General features: G+C 71.0%; 15 protein-coding genes. 10 read left to right on the top strand and 5 right to left on the bottom strand.

From position 1 onward, the window contains the following. Positions 1–480 precede the first annotated feature (480 nt). The 4 genes from OHB13_RS11480 (at position 481) to OHB13_RS11465 (ending at position 5,378) form a co-directional block, all read left to right on the top strand. Positions 481–2,232 (top strand): GTPase, encoded by a 1,752-nt coding sequence (locus OHB13_RS11480; RefSeq protein WP_328376986.1) that lies wholly within the window; start codon positions 481–483, stop codon positions 2,230–2,232. 162 nt (positions 2,233–2,394) lie between these two features. After that, positions 2,395–2,796, top strand: a complete 402-nt coding sequence (locus OHB13_RS11475) for a single-stranded DNA-binding protein (protein WP_266856937.1) — start codon at positions 2,395–2,397, stop codon at positions 2,794–2,796. A gap of 382 nt (positions 2,797–3,178) precedes the next feature. Beyond that, positions 3,179–4,483 (top strand): Cys-Gln thioester bond-forming surface protein, encoded by a 1,305-nt coding sequence (locus OHB13_RS11470; RefSeq protein ID WP_266856938.1) that lies wholly within the window; start codon positions 3,179–3,181, stop codon positions 4,481–4,483. 316 nt (positions 4,484–4,799) lie between these two features. After that, positions 4,800–5,378 (top strand): Type-2Aa cytolytic delta-endotoxin, encoded by a 579-nt coding sequence (locus tag OHB13_RS11465; protein WP_328376985.1) that lies wholly within the window; start codon positions 4,800–4,802, stop codon positions 5,376–5,378. 268 nt (positions 5,379–5,646) lie between these two features. Here the strand turns inward: OHB13_RS11465 and OHB13_RS11460 are convergent, their stop codons facing one another. Next, the gene (locus tag OHB13_RS11460) at positions 5,647–6,180 is read right to left on the bottom strand and encodes a MarR family winged helix-turn-helix transcriptional regulator (RefSeq protein WP_328376984.1); all 534 of its coding nucleotides are present in this window, start codon (positions 6,178–6,180) and stop codon (positions 5,647–5,649) included. A 52-nt stretch (positions 6,181–6,232) separates the two neighbouring features. Between OHB13_RS11460 and OHB13_RS11455 the strand changes: the two genes are divergently transcribed. The 4 genes from OHB13_RS11455 (at position 6,233) to OHB13_RS11440 (ending at position 9,857) form a co-directional block, all read left to right on the top strand. After that, positions 6,233–6,865, top strand: coding sequence for a TIGR03086 family metal-binding protein (locus tag OHB13_RS11455; protein WP_328376983.1), 633 nt, complete (start codon positions 6,233–6,235; stop codon positions 6,863–6,865). 177 nt (positions 6,866–7,042) lie between these two features. Next, complete coding sequence (gene ettA, locus OHB13_RS11450; RefSeq protein ID WP_328376982.1) at positions 7,043–8,707, top strand: energy-dependent translational throttle protein EttA; 1,665 nt, start codon at positions 7,043–7,045, stop codon at positions 8,705–8,707. Between the two features lie 2 nt (positions 8,708–8,709). Then, positions 8,710–9,132 carry an acyl-CoA thioesterase gene (locus OHB13_RS11445; RefSeq protein WP_266856946.1) on the top strand — a complete coding sequence of 141 codons (423 nt, stop codon included), beginning with the start codon at positions 8,710–8,712 and terminating at the stop codon, positions 9,130–9,132. Continuing rightward, a complete protein-coding gene (locus OHB13_RS11440) occupies positions 9,129–9,857 on the top strand; it encodes a hypothetical protein (RefSeq protein WP_328376981.1) in 729 nt (242 codons plus the stop codon). The genes OHB13_RS11445 and OHB13_RS11440 overlap by 4 nt, the downstream gene beginning before the upstream one ends. Before the next feature lie 63 nt (positions 9,858–9,920). Here OHB13_RS11440 and OHB13_RS11435 read toward each other — a convergent pair whose 3' ends face one another. Then, positions 9,921–10,325 (bottom strand): globin, encoded by a 405-nt coding sequence (locus OHB13_RS11435; protein WP_328376980.1) that lies wholly within the window; start codon positions 10,323–10,325, stop codon positions 9,921–9,923. 497 nt (positions 10,326–10,822) lie between these two features. Between OHB13_RS11435 and OHB13_RS11430 the strand changes: the two genes are divergently transcribed. Both OHB13_RS11430 and OHB13_RS11425 read left to right on the top strand, forming a co-directional pair. Continuing rightward, positions 10,823–12,268: a hypothetical protein gene (locus OHB13_RS11430; protein WP_443062993.1), complete on the top strand. Its 1,446-nt coding sequence runs from the start codon at positions 10,823–10,825 to the stop codon at positions 12,266–12,268. A gap of 120 nt (positions 12,269–12,388) precedes the next feature. Next, positions 12,389–13,375 carry a methyltransferase domain-containing protein gene (locus OHB13_RS11425; RefSeq protein ID WP_328376979.1) on the top strand — a complete coding sequence of 329 codons (987 nt, stop codon included), beginning with the start codon at positions 12,389–12,391 and terminating at the stop codon, positions 13,373–13,375. On the opposite strand, the gene OHB13_RS11420 is transcribed toward OHB13_RS11425, so the two are convergent. From OHB13_RS11420 to OHB13_RS11410, 3 genes are all read right to left on the bottom strand, one after another. Beyond that, the gene (locus OHB13_RS11420) at positions 13,353–14,660 is read right to left on the bottom strand and encodes an FHA domain-containing protein (protein WP_328376978.1); all 1,308 of its coding nucleotides are present in this window, start codon (positions 14,658–14,660) and stop codon (positions 13,353–13,355) included. The genes OHB13_RS11425 and OHB13_RS11420 overlap by 23 nt on opposite strands. Before the next feature lie 76 nt (positions 14,661–14,736). Further along, a complete protein-coding gene (locus tag OHB13_RS11415) occupies positions 14,737–16,110 on the bottom strand; it encodes a vWA domain-containing protein (protein WP_266856954.1) in 1,374 nt (457 codons plus the stop codon). A gap of 75 nt (positions 16,111–16,185) precedes the next feature. Then, entirely contained in the window at positions 16,186–17,553 is a 1,368-nt protein-coding gene (locus OHB13_RS11410) for a PP2C family serine/threonine-protein phosphatase (protein WP_328376977.1), read from the bottom strand. Between the last annotated feature and the right edge of the window lie 4 nt (positions 17,554–17,557).

Below are 17,557 nucleotides of genomic sequence, written 5' to 3'. Positions count from 1 at the left end.
ACCGGGGTGACCGGAGCGGCGGAGGTGGATGCGGTGGCGGACGGGGCTGAGGCCAGCACATCGGCAGTCGGTACGCATGCGGCTGGTGTGGCTGGTGGGGTTGAGAGGGCCGCTGGGGGCGCTGGGGCTGCTGGGGTGTGTGCGGCTTCTGCTGCGCCGGGTTCGGATGCGGGGCCCGAGCGGCCGGGGGCCGGGGAGTGCCAAGGGCCGGAGGGGGCGCGGGAGTCGTACGCAGTTCCCGCTCCTGGGGTCTTCGGCGCGGCGCAGGGGGCGGCCCCGGCGATGGCGTCCAGCGACTCGGACACAGCCTCCGATGCGGATTCCGGCGCGGCCTCGGGGACCGCCCTGGATGCCGCCGCCGGTCCGTTCGGTCTGCCGAGTCCATCCGGTCCGTCCGATCAGTCGGATCGGTCCGGGGCCTCCGAGCTGTCAGGGCTGTCTGAGCTTTCAGGGCCCTCAGGGGCAGCCGGTCAGGCCAAAATGCCCGGGCAGGCCGGTCACCGATGGGACGACGGGTTCATCGCCCGACGCGCCGCCGACCGCGGCGACAGCGCGCCGGGCAGCGCGCGCGAACTCAATCTGGGCCCCCTGCCGGCGTCGTACGAGGACTTTCCGCGTTCCATGTCGTACGGCGCCGAACTGCGCGCCCGGCTGGACGCCTTGCGGGAACTGGTCGGTCTCTCCCGTACGCGCCTCGACGGCCCGACGCTGGCCGAGGCCGGACGGGTGCTGGACGAGGCGTCGGCCCGGCAGCGGCTCTCCTCGCAGCACACCGTCGTCGCCATCGCGGGCGCGACCGGCAGTGGCAAGTCGACCCTCTTCAACGCCCTTGCCGGGGTGGCGATCTCCGAGACCGGGGTGCGCAGGCCCACCACCTCCGCGCCCCTCGCCTGCAGTTGGACCGACGGCGCCGCCGGACTGCTCGACCGGCTCGCGATCCCGGGGCGGCTGCGCCGCAGGCCCTGGATGAGTGCGGGACCCGGCGACGAGCTGCACGGGCTGGTCCTCATCGACCTGCCGGACCACGACTCGGCCGTGACCGCGCACCGCGACCAGGTGGACCGCGCGATGGAACTGGTCGACGCGGTGATCTGGGTGGTCGACCCGGAGAAGTACGCGGACGCCGCACTCCACGACCGCTATCTCAAGCCGCTCGCGGGCCACGCCGAGATCACCTTTGTGGTGCTCAACCAGATCGACCGGCTGCCGGGCGAGGCCGCCGACCAGGTGCTCGACGACCTGCGGAGGCTGCTCGACGAGGACGGCATGGCACTGGGCGAGCACGGCGAGCCGGGGGCGACGGTGCTCGCACTGTCCGCGCTCACCGGTGAAGGGGTGGGCGAACTGCGGGAACTGATCGGCCGGTTCGTCCGCGAACGGGGCGCCCCGGCGCGGCGGCTGTCCGCCGATGTGGACGCTGCGGCGGACGAACTGCGTTCGGTCTACGTGGCCGAGGGCCACGCCGGGCTCGGAGAGCTGTCGCGTGAGGAGTTCGGTGACCGGCTCGGCAACGCGGTCGGCGCCCTGGCCGCGGGCGAGGCCGCGGAGCGCGAGTGGAGCCGGAACGCGATGAAGGCGTGCGGCACGCCGTGGCTGCGGCTCTGGCGCTGGTACGAGTCCACACGTGTGCCCGGCGGCCCGGAGCCGGTGCCGGCGGAGCCCGGCCCGGAGCCCGCGGGCACCGAGGCGACTGCCCGGCAGGAGGTGGAGCAGGCTGTGCGTACGGTCGCCGACGAGGCGGCCGACGGGCTTCCCGCGCCCTGGGCGCAAGCGGTGCGCGAGGCCGCCGCACGCGGAGCCGATGGGCTGCCCGAGGCCCTGGACGAGCTGGCAGTGACCACCGTCGCGCAGGAGCCGGGGGGCCGCTCGGGGCGGCCCGCATGGTGGCCGGCGGCCGTACTGGCCCAGGTGATGACGACCGTGCACCAGATTCTGGGTGTGCTCTGGCTGCTGGGGGTGGTGGTGGGCGTGCTCGATGTCGCCCCGCTGACGCCCGTCCTGGTGATGCTGGCCGGAACCGTGGGCGGCCCGCTCGTGGAGTGGGCGTGCGGGATGGCCGTACGGGGGCCCGCGCACCGGTACGGGCAGGAGGCGGAGCGCAGGCTGCGGGAGGCGGCCGCCGCGTGCGGCAGGGCAAAGGTGCTCGATCCGGTCGCGGCCGAGCTGGTGCGCTACCGAGAGGTGCGGGAGCAGTACGTGACGGTGAACGGGTTGTCCACAACCGGCAAGTAGTCCACAGGCGCGAGCGGAACCTGCCTCGCCGGGCCAGCATGGGAACCGGATCGGTAACCGGACCAGCAACCGGATCGGTATCCGGTGGCAGCCGGGTGCATCCGGCGGGGTTGTCACGGGGCGGCCCCGCAGACCATGGCGGGACGAGGGAAGGAAGGGCTCATGAACGACACCTTGGTGACATTGGTGGGAAATGTGGCGACGCAGCCTGAATACCGGGATTCGGTGACCGGGGGAATGGCGCGATTTCGCTTCGCGGTCACCGCACGCCGCTGGGACCGGCAGAAACAGGTCTGGACCGACGGGCCGACCAGCTTCTACACCGTGTGGTCCTGGCGGTCGCTGGCCGCGAATCTGGCCGGATCCGTGTCCCTGGGCGAACCACTTGTCGTGCACGGCAGGTTGAAGGTGCGCGAAGAGGACAAGGACGGACAGCGCAGATTCTCGGCGGACATCGAGGCGCTGGCCGTGGGGCACGACATGACGCGCGGGACCAGCGCGTTCAAGCGTGTGGCCAGGGCCGACGCGGCTCTGACGGAGCGCCCCAAGGACCTGGTGGCCTGAGCGGGGCCGGTGTGGCGCCGAGGCGCCACCGGCCCCTGGGAGGCGGCGATTTGTCGATATGGTCGGGTCGCGGAGGGGATTCAGGGTAACGATTCTGATTCGGAATGGTTATCAGACGCCTTGTGTGGAGACTGTGTTGCTCCTGCGTCCTTAGGATTCCCAGATACTCACGGGGCATTTGAGTCTGCCGGCGAGGAACTTCCCCCACGCGCGCCATGAGGCGCATCGCGCGAAGAGTCCTTGCCCGAAGGGGAATTCTGTGTTTTCTGCGGTTTCTGCGTTTTCTGCGTTTTCTGTGGGGTCTGGTTCTCGCATACGGCGGCTGGGCACCTCCCGGCTGGCCGCCGCGGCCCTGACTGCGGGTCTGGTCGCCGGTGGTGCGATGGCAACTGCCGCGCCTGCTTTTGCCGATGACGCTCCCACCAACTCCTCCGGCGTCACCGCCACCCTGGACAACCCCGGGGTGTCGGTCGGGGACAAGGTCGTGATCGACGGTGCCGACGAGACGGCCGGGCTCTTCGAGCTCAAGGTCGACGGCGGCGGGTCCATCAAGACGTACTGCATCGACCTGCACAACCACACTCAGGCCAACACCTCCTACCGCGAGGTCACTTGGGCCGAGTCCTCGCTCGCGCACAACAACGACGCGGGCAAGATCCGCTGGATCCTTGAGCACTCCTTCCCGCAGGTGACGCCCGCGTCCCTCGGTGCGAACCTCAATGTGACGCTGACCGACGCCACAGCCGCCGCCGCGACCCAGGCCGCGATCTGGCACTTCTCGGACCACGTCGACGCGGTCCCGAAGGACGCGGCCGGCCGGAAGCTGACCGAATACCTGGAGAAGACCGCGGCCAACGTCGCCGAGCCGGCCGCGTCGCTCTCGCTCGGCCCCGCCGACGTGGCGGGCCACCCCGGTGAGTCGCTCGGCCCCGTGACGGTCTCCACCAACGCCGCCAAGGCCGAGGTCTCCCTCGCCCCGGACGCGCCGCAGGGTGTCACCGTCGTCGGCAAGGACGGCAAGCCCGTCACCAGCGCGGTCAACGGCACGCAGCTGTTCTTCAAGGTCCCGGCCGGCACACAGCCCGGCTCGGCCAAGCTGAACGTCACCGCGCAGACCGCGGTGCCGATCGGCCGTGCCTTTGTCAGCGACTCCAAGAGCCAGACGCAGATCCTCGCGGGCACCAGCACCGCTTCGGTCAGCGCGGTCGCCTCGGCCAACTGGGCCAGCAAGGGCCCCGTCCCGGCCCTCTCCGCCACGAAGGACTGCGCCAAGGGTGGCGTGGACGTCACCGCCAGCAACAAGGGCGATGAGGCGTTCACCTTCGAGCTGGCGGGCCAGAAGCACACGATCGAGGCCGGCAAGTCGCAGACGGTGACCGTGCCGGTCGCCGAGGACCAGGCCTACGACTTCACGATCAAGGGCCCGAACGGCTTCGAGAAGCGCTTCCAGGGCGTCCTCGACTGCAAGACGGCCGGCAGCACGCCCACCCACAGCGGCACGCCTTCCCCGGTGCCCAGCGCGGCCTCGGCCGGCGGCAGCACCTCGGGCACCCACGGCGGTGGCCTGGCCGAGACCGGCAGCTCCAGCTCCACCCCGGTGATCGCCGGTATCGCGATCGCCCTCGTGGTGCTCGGTGGCGGCGCGGTCTTCATGCTCCGCAGGAAGAACGGCACCGCGGGTCAGTGACCCCCGGACCGGTCACCGGAGAGCGTTACTCCGGTGACCGGACCGTGAGCGGCCCGACCGCGAGCGGTGAAGTGAGTGAATGAGTGGCCACCGGACAGGGCCGGCCACAGCGGTACAGCGGCTCCGGTGCGCCTCGGCGTACCGGAGCCGTCTGCGTACGGTTCTGCGTACCGTCGGCGGCCGGTGGGGCAGCGCATGGGGGATGCAGTCCTCGGCGTCCGGCGTCCGTCGTCCGCACCCCGGGACGCCGCCGCATCGCGTGAAGTCCGCTCGGCATACTGCCCTCGCCAGATCACCGCGATACGCAGGAGGAGTTATGGCCGGCACTTTCAAGACCGTCATCGACGTGGGCTCGGACCATCTCGACCAGGCCCGAGCCATCGACCGCGTGTTCCAGGAGGCGATCGCCCCGGCGACCGTCAACTTCGACTTCGACAACATCAGGGAGGCCGCCGCCGCCATACCCGACGGCGCCATCGTCAAGATGGTCCGCGGCTGGGGCCTCCAGGAGCACGCCGAGATAGGGGTGATCGTGCTCTCCCTGAAGGAGGCCGTGCGCCAGGCCCTGCCGGATGCGCTCGCCGACGCTGCCTTCTGGGCCACGATCGAGGAGGAGCTGGTGCGCGCCTTCACCGGGCTGGCCGCACAGGAAGGCGAGTCCGGGCTCTCGTACTACGAGGAAGGCATGGACCGCACCAGCTTCTACCGGGACCTGTTCTTCGCCCTCCAGGATGAGCAGACCGGGGCAGGGGTGTACGCCGTTGCCTTCTGCGTGGATGCGACCATCGGCCTCGACAAGGCTCGTGTCGGTGCCCTGAAGATCTCGGATGTCGCCCCGTTCGCGGTTCGGCTCAACGCGATCGTGGTGCGTCAGGAACTGCAGCCGGTTGCCTGACTGCCTTCTTCCCGACTGCCTTCCTGGCGGGCAGTGGTCCCGCCCTTCTGACGGGCAGTAGTCCCGTCCGTCCGGCCCGCCGTCCCGGGCCGGCTGGTCCGCCGGCGCTGCTCGCCGGCGTATTCGGCGCATTCGGCGCCCCGTGAACCTTCACGATGAACTTTCACGATGACCTTTCGCGCTGGGCTCAGGCCCCGGCAGTTCTCCCACGAATTCGGCCGCATCCGGCCGCATCCGGCCCGATGGCCCCGACGGCCTGCCGGACCCGCTACGGCTTCTTCGGTGTCGGCTCCGAGAGGGCCGGTAGGGACGGAAGGGCCGAGAGGGTCTGGAGAGCTCGGACGAACGCGTGACGATCCGCGGCCGGCAGCAGCGCCAGGAACTCCTCCTCACGCCGCTGGATGGCCGATTGCGTGGCATCGCGCAGCTGTTGCCCCTCGGTGGTGAGCGACAGCAGCCGTGCCCGCCGGTCGCGGGGGTCCGGCCGGCGGTGGATCAGCCCACGGGTCTCCAGACCGTCGAGGACGCCGATGATGCGGGTCTTGTCCGCCCCGATCGACTCGGCCAGCGCGCTCTGGGTGCGGATCGGTTCTTCGTCGAGCTGCAGCAGTACCGCATAGGCCCACATGGTCAGGCCGTGCGCGTCGAGAATCGGCTGTTCCGCGGCCACCATGGCGCGGCCCAACGGCACGACCATCGCCGCCAGATCGGGGCGGCTCGGCCGCTCTCCGGACGGGGTGCCGTGGTCGGCAGCGTTCTCGGCTGCACTCCCGGCTGCCTTCTTGGCTTCGTTCTCGGCCATGCACAAGAAAATACGCCTTGACAGATCATGTGCACACGCAGATCGTAAGCGTATGCCTACTAAATTCGGAAACTGGGAAAACCTCAGGAAGCTCCATGTGCGGGCAGTGCGGGACAGCGTGTCGTTGGTGGACCGGGTGTCCCCCGGGGATCTGGCCCGGTCCACGCCCTGCTCGGAGTGGTCGCTGGCTGATCTGCTCGTCCACATGACGGCCCAGCACCGAGGGTTCGCGGCAGCAGCGCTCGGGCGCGGCCAGGACCGGGCGAACTGGTCGCACCACCCGCTTGGCGAAGACTTCGCGGCTGACTACCGCCATGCCTCGGAGGAGGTCATCGCGGCCTTCGCGGCCGTGGACCGGCCCGACCGCGCGTGTGTGCTCCCTGACGTCACGGAAGCGGATACGTTCCCCGCAGTCCAGGTGCTCGGCTTCCATCTCATCGACTACGTCGTCCATGGCTGGGACGTCGCCCGGACACTGGACCTGCCGTTCCGCCCAGGCCCCGACGTGCTGCGAGCCGCGCTCCCGATCGCCGAGGCCGTGCCGCAGGGCGACCACCGTCTCGCCCCCGGCAGCGCCTTCCGTCCGTCACTGGCCACGGGAGGCGATGCGAGCACACTGGACCGGATCCTGACGGCGCTGGGCCGTTCCCCGGCCTGGGTTGCCACCTCGCCACGGTCACGCTGATGCCCCCGGACCCGCTGATGTCCCCCCCCGGGCCCGCTGACGTACACGGCCCCTACCACGGGCCTCACAGTGAAATCCCAGGTCAGAGCCAACCGGTGATACGGGTTTCCGCCCAGCGGTGGCCGTCAGGCAAGATGGGGTGTATCTGCCCACACATCTAATGCCGGACGGTTTCTCTTGGCTGAGTTCATCTACACCATGCGCAAGACGCGCAAGGCGCACGGCGACAAGGTGATTCTCGACGACGTCACCCTGAACTTCCTGCCCGGCGCGAAGATCGGTGTCGTGGGCCCCAACGGTGCCGGTAAGTCCACGGTTCTGAAGATCATGGCGGGCCTTGAGCAGCCCTCCAACGGCGAGGCGTACATCTCGCCCGGATTCAGCGTCGGCATCCTCATGCAGGAGCCGGAGCTGGACGAGTCGAAGACCGTCCTGGAGAACGTGCAGGACGGCGCCGCCGAGATCATGGGCAAGCTCAAGCGCTTCAACGAGGTCGCGGAGCTGATGGCGACCGACTACACCGACGCGCTCATGGACGAGATGGGCAAGCTCCAGGAGGACCTGGACCACGCCAACGCCTGGGACCTCGACGCCCAGTTGGAGCAGGCCATGGACGCCCTGGGCTGCCCGCCCGGCGACTGGCCCGTGGTGAACCTCTCCGGCGGTGAGAAGCGCCGCGTCGCGCTCTGCAAGCTGCTGATCGAGGCGCCCGACCTGCTGCTCCTCGACGAGCCCACCAACCACCTGGACGCCGAGTCGGTGAACTGGCTGGAGCAGCACCTCTCGAAGTACCCGGGTGCCGTGGTGGCCGTTACTCACGACCGGTACTTCCTGAACAACGTCGCCGAGTGGATCCTTGAGCTCGACCGCGGCCGCGCGCTGCCCTACGAGGGCAACTACTCCACGTACCTCGACAAGAAGGCCGCCCGCCTCAAGGTCGAGGGCCGCAAGGACGAGAAGCGCGCCAAGCGGCTCAGGGAAGAGCTGGAGTGGGTCCGCTCCAACGCCAAGGGCCGCCAGACCAAGTCCAAGGCCCGCCTCGCCCGTTACGAGGAGATGGCTGCCGAGGCGGACAAGATGCGGAAGCTGGACTTCGAGGAGATCCAGATCCCGCCGGGCCCGCGGCTCGGTTCCATCGTCGTCGAGGTCGAGAACCTCTCGAAGGCCTTCGGCGACAAGGTCCTCATCGACGACCTGTCCTTCACGCTGCCGCGCAACGGCATCGTCGGTGTCATCGGCCCCAACGGCGCAGGCAAGACCACGCTGTTCAAGATGATCCAGGGCCTGGAGACGCCGGACACCGGCGCCATCAAGGTCGGCGACACGGTCAAGATCTCCTACGTCGACCAGAGCCGCGCCAACATCGACCCCAAGAAGACCCTCTGGGCGGTCGTGTCGGACGAGCTGGACTACATCAACGTCGGCCAGGTCGAGATGCCTTCGCGGGCGTACGTCTCCGCGTTCGGCTTCAAGGGCCCGGACCAGCAGAAGCCGGCCGGTGTCCTCTCCGGTGGTGAGCGCAACCGCCTCAACCTGGCGCTGACGCTCAAGGAGGGCGGCAACCTGCTTCTCCTCGACGAGCCCACCAACGACCTGGACGTCGAGACGCTCTCCTCGCTGGAGAACGCGCTGCTCGAATTCCCCGGTGCGGCCGTGGTCATCTCCCACGACCGCTGGTTCCTCGACCGCGTCGCCACGCACATCCTGGCGTACGAGGGCGACTCCCGGTGGTACTGGTTCGAGGGCAACTTCGAGTCGTACGAGAAGAACAAGATCGAGCGCCTGGGTGCCGATGCGGCCCGCCCGCACCGTGCCACGTACAAGAAGCTGACGCGAGGCTGACCGTGCGGCACATCTACTCCTGCCCCCTGCGCTGGTCGGACATGGACGCCTTCGGGCACGTCAACAACGTGGTCTTCCTGCGGTATCTGGAAGAGGCGCGGATCGACTTCATGTTCCGGCTGGCGCCGGGGGACGGTTCGCCGTCGTTCTCCGGCGGGTCCGTCGTGGCCCGGCACGAGATCGACTACGTGCGCCCGCTGGTGCACCGGCACGCGCCGGTCACCGTCGAGTCCTGGGTGACGAAGATCAGCGCCGCGTCGCTGACCATCGCCTACGAGGTGAAGGACGAGGACCAGGTGTACGTACGGGCCTCGACGGTCGTCGTCCCGTACGACCTGGAGGCGCAGCGGCCGCGGCGGATCACCGCCGAGGAGAAGTCCTTCCTCCAGGAGTATCTGGACCAGCCGGGAGTGCTCGCCGCATGACGGGGCTCCCGGTCCGGCCGGCCTTCGCCGACGCCGGGGAGGCGGCCGATCTCGCCGCCTTCCTGGCCCGGCTGATCCACTACGACCGCGCGGCGGCGGTGCGGTTGCAGGCACGCGCCGACGGCGGTACGGAACAGAGCCTGGCCGTCTTCGGGCGGCCGCCCTCGTTCGAGGTGCTGGCCGTCCGGTCGGCGCGGCTGGCCGCCCCGGTCGAACTGGACATCACCGTCTCCGCGGGTGAACTGCTCGAATCCATCGACGAGCAGGGCGCCACTGCCACCGTCCCCGCCGCTGTCACCGGCCCGCCGTGGGCCGGTCTGCTGCCGCCCCGCAGCGGCTGGCGGCAGCTGCCGGGGCTGCCGTCGCCCGAGGCCCTGCACTCCGCGGTCGCGGCTGTCGTCGCCGAATTCCGGGCACGCACCGAGGAGTTGCCGGCCGACCGGCGCACCCGTGCCGAACTCGACCGGATCGGGCGGGAGATCTGGACCCGGCCGGTCGGCGACACCGCCCTCCCGGTCCGCGCGGCACACGCCGCCCAGTCGCTCGGCTTCCTGCGCCCGGTCCGGGTGACCGTCCCCGACCTTTCCGACGGCACCGGAGCCGGCCACCCCGGCCCGTACACGCTGCTCGGCGCCGGCTCCTGGCTCCGGCTGCGCACCCCGTACGGCTCGACCGTCGTTCGTGCGGCATCCGCATTGGGCGGGCTGAGCGTCACCCCCGCCTAGGGGCTTTTCGTTACGGACAGGCCCTGGGTGTGGCTCCCGCGGCGCCCGAGGGCTGAGGCCACGTCAGCCGTCGGTGTTCACCATGGACGCCGCCGCGTAGGTCAGGTACTTCCAGAGCTGCTGCTCGTGCTCCTCGGCCAGACCCAGTTCGTCGACCGCCGCCCGCATGTGCTTCAGCCAGGCGTCATGGGCGGCACGGTCCACCTGGAAAGGGGAGTGCCGCATCCGCAGCCGGGGGTGGCCGCGGTTGTCGCTGTAGGTGCGGGGGCCGCCCCAGTACTGCATCAGGAAGAGGGCGAGCCGCTCCTCGGCGGGGCCGAGGTCCTCCTCCGGATACATCGGCCGCAGCAGGGGATCTCCCGCGACGCCCTGGTAGAAGTGGTGGACCAGTCGCCGGAAGGTCTCCTCGCCGCCGACCTGCTCGTAGAAGGTCTGCTCCTGAAGCGTGCCGCGCGGGATCTCTGTCACCCCTCCATGGTCGCAGACGGGGCGGCGGAGGTCTGCGGTCCTAGGACTCTTTCCGTCAGAGGCCGTGGAGCAGCCATCGACGGCCATCAGCGGGCGTCAGCGACCGGGCTCCGTCGACGCGCCCCGTAAAGCGCTGGTGATCCGGCCACGCGTCGGGCCGGAAGCGGGCCGGAAGCCCCCTTGTCACCGCTGTCACACGTTCTTCATCCTCTGTGCATGGTCCGCCGACCGGACCCCGCACGATGATGGCAGCACCTCGGGGAGAGGCCACCGCCCGTCCCGCAGGGCTCTCGGAATCAGCACGCCCAGGCCGGACCGGTCTGCCGCCGACGACTCCGCTTCGCGGACACCTCCTCCGCCACTGCCTTCCGCGCGCCCTGCCGGGGTCAGCTGCCGTCGGGGCCGACCGAATGGAGTCACCCGTGCCCTTGACCCGTTGGCGTTCCCGCTGGCGTTCCCGCGCGAGACGCTCCGGCGTCCGGCGTCTCGCGCCCCCCATCGCTCTGCTCGCCGCAGCCCTGCTGGTGGCCGGTCTCGGGGCACCGGCCGCGGCAGGCACCGTGGCAGGTACCGCAGCCCCGGGGGCTCCCTACACACCCGTACCTCCGGCCAACCCGTACGCGGGGCCGCCCGGGACCGCCACGATGCATGGCGACACCGGATCCTCCGACACCACCCCGCTCGCCGGTCCCGGGGCCGGAAAGCTCTCCAGCAAGCGGAACGGGCTGCTGTCCGCCTGCCCCACCGTCCTGGTCGGGTCCGACGGCTACCCCGTGGCGCTGTGCACACCCATCCTGGGCCAGGTGCCCACCGTCCATCTCCTCGATCCGCACACCGGCGCCTCCCTCACCTCGCTCAGACTCACCAAGGGCTCATTGCTCGGCGGCGTGTACGCCTACATCGACCACTGGAACCGGCTCGTCGTCGTCGACGGCAGCCGCTCGCTGCTGCGCATCGGCCACCACCGTGACGCCGCCGGCGCATGGCGGCTGACCATCGACAAGAGCCTCTCGCTCGCCTCGGCCGTGCCCGCGGACGACGCCGTCACCGGGCTCTCGCCGGACTGGCAGGGGCGCGTCTGGTTCGCCACCGGTGACGGTGTGGTCGGCGCTGCGGACGACACCACCGCGACCGTGCGGTCCATGAAGCTCCCCGCCGGCGAGCGGATCGCCAACAGCATCTCGACCGCGCCGCAGGGCACCGCCGTGACCAGCACCCACGCCACCTACCTGCTCACCGCAGCCGCCGACGGCACCCCGCGGGTCGCCTGGCGCCAGGCGTACGACCGGGGGCAGGCGCGCAAGCCCGGCATGCTGAGCTGGGGCAGCGGCTCCACCCCCACCTTCTTCGGGCCCACCGACGGTACGGACTACGTGACGATCGTCGACAACGCGGACTCATCGGTGGCCCTGAAGGTCTACCGCACATCGACCGGCGAGAGCATCTGCTCGGTCCCCGTGCTGCTCGCCTCCCACGGGCCCGGCAGCGAGAACTCCCCGATCGGGGCGGGCCGGAGCGTCTTCGTCGCGGGCACCTACGGCTACCCCTACCCCGCCGTGCCCGAAGGCGCGGGCGACAGCGTGCCCGCCTCCGCACCCTTCGCCGGCGGACTCAGCCGGGTGGACGTCCGGCCCGACGGCTCGGGCTGCGACCTGGTCTGGGACAACACGGTGCGCTCGGCAGCCGTACCGAAACTCTCCACAGCGGACGGGAGACTGCACACGGTGCTGCGCGACCCGGTCATTCCCGGTACCACGGGGACCAGCCTGCTCGACCCCTACCGGTACGCGGAGATCGACCCGTCCACCGGAAGGATCCTCCGCAGCAAGCTGGTGGGTATCGGCGCCCTGTACGACACCCTGCAAATGGCCGGCACCGTGGCTCCGGACGGCGCCTATCTGCAGGGCACCGTCACCGGCATCCTCCGGATCACCGCGGGCTGAGGACCGTGTCCGCCGTCCCGGGGCGGCGGACGCGGGCCGGACGTGGGCCGGAACGTGGGCCATTGTCCGGTCGGCCGTGTCGCGTTCGCCCCGGGACGGCGGACGCAGCAGAGTGGAGATATGGGCGCAGACCAGGCATTGCGGGCGGCGCTGGTGCGGGAGATCGCGGAGAGCGGCGCACTGGCGGATCCGGCCTGGCGTGACGCGTTCGCCGAGGTGCCGAGGCATCTCTTTGTGCCCTACTACTTCGTGGACGGGGTGGGGCGGCGTGCGCGGCTGTGGGGCGAGGACCCGGACCTCGTGCGGCGCAGGCGCTGGCTGGAGGGCGTCTACACCGACCAGCCGCTGGCCACCCGGATCCGGGACGGCGAGCTGATCTCGTCCAGCAGCCAGCCGTCGCTGATGGCGCGGATGCTGGATGGTCTCGGACTGCGGGACGGTGACGCCGTACTGGAGATCGGGGCGGGCAGCGGGTACAACGCGGCTCTGCTGGCCCACCGGCTGGGCGACTCCCTGGTCACGACCGTCGACATCGACCCGGAGATCACCGAGTCGGCGCGCAGCCATCTGTCGGCCGCCGGTTACGCCCCCGCCGTCGTCACCGGGGACGGCGCGCTGGGCTGCCCCGCGCGGGCGCCCTTCGACGCGATCATCGTGACGTGTGCGCTCCCCTCCGTACCGCGGGCCTGGCTCGCGCAGTGCCGGCCGGGGGCGCGGATCCTCGCCCCGCTCGCGACCGGGCTGATCGTGCTGCGGGTGCGGGACGAGCGACATGCGCAGGGGCGGTTCCTGGAGACGCCCGCCTACTTCGTACCGCTGCGTGGTGCGGAGGGGGCCGAACCGGTGCTGCGCAGCGGCGGGCTGCCGCCCAGCGTGCTGAACGACGCGCTGTTCCGCTTCGTGCTCACCCTGACGAGCGGCAGCCTCGATCCGGTCGAGGCGTACTCCCTGTGGGAGCGCGAGGGGCGTCCGCAGCGGGAACGGTTCGGGGTGACGGTGAGCGGGGAGCACGAGTGGGCCTGGCTGGACGACCCCGAAGGGCCGTACGCATGGCCGCTCGTTCCCCCGGCTCACCGTCCGGTGGCTACTGCCCCCGGTGGATCCTGATGGTCGTCCAGGCGCCGACGTGCACCCGGTCGCCCTCTTCGAGCGGGATCGGCACGTAGGGCTGGATCGGGTCCTCGCCGCCGTTGACGGTGGTGCCGTTGGTCGAGTTCTGGTCGACCACCGCCCAGGATCCGTCGGGCTGCTGGACCAGGACCGCGTGCTGGTGCGACACCCCCGGGTCCTCGGGCGGCACCGACAGGTCGATGTCGGGTGACTCGCCCGTGGAGTGTCTGCGGCGGCCGATGGTGATCTGGTTCCCGGTGAGCGGAAGGCGCTGCTCGGGGGAGTAGGCAGGCAGATTGAGCCCGGTGGCCTCGGGGCCGCTGCGCTGCATCATCGCCATGAAGTACTCACGGTCGGGGCCGATCGTGGCCGACCAGCCCGCCGGGGCCTGGGCCTCCGGGGCCTGCTGACCGGGCTGACCCGGGTGACTCGGCCGGCCGGGCGCCTGCTGGCCTGGTCCCTGCTGCTGCTGGTGGTGCGGCTGCGGGGGCTGGGACTGAGGCGGTTGGGACTGAGGCGGTTGGGACTGGGGCGGTTGGGACTGCTGCGGAGGCTGGGAATGGGGCGGCTGAAACTGCTGCGGCGGCTGGTGCTGCGGGGGCGCCTGCCGGCCGGGGCCCTGCTGGCCCGGTCCTTGCCCGCCCGGTCCTTGTGGCTGTCCGGAGTCGGGCCGGCCCGGTCCCTGCGGCTGGGCCTGGGACGGCGGCGGGAGCAGCCAGTCGTCCGCGTTCGGCTGCTCGGCAGGCTGCGGGGCCTGCGGGGCTCTCGGCGGCTGCGCGAACGAGGGCGGCGGCGGAGCGGACTGCTGCTGGTACGCCGGGGGCGGCGGCGGAGGCGGCGGGACCGGCCGGCCGCTCGGGGAGTTCGACAGCGGCTCGGCGGGACGGTTGATCTGCGAGGGCCGAGAGCTCTGGTAGTCGAACGCGTCCGGCGGCCTGGGCGGCTGCTGCTGGGACTGGAGTCCCGGCGGCAGATTCGGGGCCACCGGCGTGTACGAGGTCGCGGTGTTGGTGAGGAAGTTCCAGCGGCACTCCTCGCAGAACGGCGCCCCGGCCTCGCGCGGTGTACGGCACTGCGGGCAGATCTCCGCCTGGGCGGTGGCCTCCGGCGGGTAGCCGTAACCGGCCGCCGGGTTGCGGCCCGGCGGGGGCTGCTGGGGCGCGCCGCCGCCTGCGTACGGCGGGGGCGGCGGGGGAGGCGGCGGCACGGCGCCCATGCGATGGCCGCAGACCTCGCACCAGTCGTCGGATCCCGACTGGTGTCCGTTCGGGCAGGTCGGCATGGAGTCGTTTCCCCCTCTCCTCATCCGGCCCGAAGGCCGCAAAACGTCACTTCTGCTGCTTATGGTGCTTTTTCTATTACTTCTTGACGCGAACTGTCTTGGTGGAGCGGGTTTCGAGGGTCATCTCGTCCGCCTCCGCCACCTTTGCCTTCAGTCGCACAGTACCGGTCGCTTCGTCGACGACGTCCACCACCTTCGCGAGCAGTTTCGCAGTGTCCGCGTTCCCCGACGCCGCCGCAAGCTGGACAGCGCGGCCGAGCTTCGCCGTCGCTCCGTCCAGATTGCCCGACTTGCGGGCATCCAGGCCTTGTTGGATGACCTGTGCCAGTTCGGCCTGGCCCGTGTAGTGCGCGACCTGCGGGTTGATCGAGGTCGAGGCGGTCATGTCGTCCGTCCACACCGCGCGCACCAGGCCCTGTGAAAGCGTCTGCGGCGCACCCCCCGAGGGGTCGGGCAGGACGAGCGAGACCCGGGCGGCGAGCATCTCCTGTCCGATACCCGCCTGCGGTACCTGGACGCACACGTGGTAGTCGCGCGACTCGTCCCCCCACGAGCCGGTCGGGTAGTCCCCTGCGCGTGGGCCGACTTCGGTACGACGATCCGTCAACTGCTCGACGCTGGGCGCCACTTGCTTGACGTACTTGATCTCCACGCCGACCGGCGTCCAGAGCCGCAGCGCGACGTCGGCGACCTCCTTGCCCATCGCGTTCTCCATCATCTGGGTGAAGTCCGCTGAAAGACCTGAGGGGTCGGCCACGATGTCGGCCGTGCCGAGCAGCGCCGACGCGATACCGGTGACCTCCTTGACCTCCCAGTCCGTACCGACCCCGCGCGCGTCACAGGTGAACCGGCCCGCCGCGGCATCCAGCGAAGCCCGCAGATCCTCCGGCGCCTCATGTTCGTTGCGGCCGTCGGTCAGCAGGATGCCGTGCCGGATCTGCGGTACGCCGCCGCCCGCCTCGTCCGCGGTGTTGAGCAGCCGGTCGGCGAGGCGCAGCCAGGTGCCGATCGCCGTACCCCCGCCGGCGCTCAGCTTGCGCAGCGCCTCCCTGGCCTGGGCGCGCGTCGCCGGGTCGGCGATGGCGAGCCGGCCGTTGCCCGGGTAGATGTCCTTCGCCACATGGGTGCCCGCCACCACGGAGAACGCGGTGCCGTCCCGCAGTGCGCCGATCGCCGCCGCCGTCGCCTCCCGTGCGTTGCGCATCTTCGTCGGCGGGTAGTCCATCGAACCCGAGCAGTCCACCATGATCACCACTGCGGCAGCCGGCGCCTGTCCCGGCAGCGGTGCAGGTCCGGAGCTCGCACCGGTGAGTGCGGAGCCGCTGGTTCCGCCCCCGGTCGAGGTGACCGTGACGATCGCGTTCACCTCGCGCCCGCCCTCCGGCAGGAACTCGTTCTGGTACACGTCGACGGAGAATTGCGGCACGTTGGACTTGGAGAAGTTGGCCATCTGACGGGCTCCTTGACGACAACGCGGCAATGTCAACAAAGTTAACGAGAACGGGAACGAGTGGCCTTCATGCCTTCACGCCTTCTCGTGGCCGGATCCTGCCCTCTGCGGTGGCATGGGGAACGGCACGACAGCCACTGTTACGTTGTCGTGGCCCCCGCCGTCGAGCGCGTGTCCGACGAGCACCTGCGCGCTGTGCAGGGCCCGGGTGGCCGCGTCCGGCGGGACGATCCGCGCCATCTGCTCGGCCGACTCCGCGTAGTTCCACAGGCCGTCGGAGCAGACCACGACCACACCCGGCCGGTCCGGTTCGAAGGACGCCGTGTGCGGCTCCAGTTCGTACGCGTCCGCGCCGAGCCAGCCCGTGATGGCGTGGGCCCGTTCGTCCGCGTACGCCTGTGCCTCGCCCATCAGGCCGTTGGCTACCATCTGCGCCGCCCACGAGTCGTCCTCGGTGAGCCGGGACGGATGGGCGGTGCGGTCGTCGGGCACCCAGTACACCCGGCTGTCGCCCACCCAGCCGACGACGAGCAGGGCGCCCACCGTGATGGAGGCGACCAGGGTGCAGGCCGGGGCGTTCTGATGGCGGTGCCGGTCGTGCTCCATGGCTCCGGCCGGCTCGTTGGCCAGGGCGTTGACCGCCTCCGACGCGGCGATGATCGCCTCGTGCAGGGCCTGTTGAGGGTGGGTGCCCGCCGGCAGGGAGGTCAGCAGCGCCTCGTTGGCCGCCGCTGCCGCAGCGGCTGATGCCTCGTCGGGGCGGGTCGCCGACGACACCCCGTCGCAGACGATCGCCACGGTGGCGGCCGAACCGTCCGGCAGGCCCACCGAGGACACCGCGAACGCGTCCTCGTTGCGGTGGTGGCGCAATCCGCGGTCGCTCACCGCGGCCACCGCGTCCAGCTCCTGTTCCATGTGGTCACGTTCGCGCGGCTGGGCGTGGCCGCAGTTCTCGCAGTAGCCGTCGCCGTCGATCCGGCCGGTACGGCAGGCGACGCAGACCTTCGCTGCGGCGTGCGCTGTGCCTTCCGCTGTGCCCTGGGCTGCTACCTGTGCTGCTCCTTCGGCTGTGCCCTCCGCCGGGGCGGGCGGCACAGCGGCCGCGGCCCGGGGGTCCGGGGCCGGCAGCGCGTACTCCTCGGGCGCCGGCGGGCCGTCGAACCGCACGCCCGCGGGCAGTTCACCGCCGTCCGACGTGATACCCGGCAGATCGGACCCGGCCTGGACGGGCGCGGGGCTGCCGGAGCTGTCCTGGTCGGCGGCGGCAGGCCAGGTGGCGTGCGGGGCACCCGTCGGACTCGCGCCGCCGTCGGCGTTCGCCGGGTGACCGGCCTGCGGCTCGGGCGCCGCCGACAGGTCGTACCCGCACGCGCCGCAGAACAAGTCGCCGGGCTCCAGCGGCTCCTGGCAGCTGGGGCACGTGGCCAGATTCGTCTGGGACATCAAT

Origin of the sequence: Streptomyces sp. NBC_00440, assembly GCF_036014215.1 — a bacterium.
GTDB lineage: Bacteria > Actinomycetota > Actinomycetes > Streptomycetales > Streptomycetaceae > Streptomyces.
Note: the sequence above shows the minus strand (reverse complement) of the source record. Positions and strands in the feature narration are given on the sequence as shown.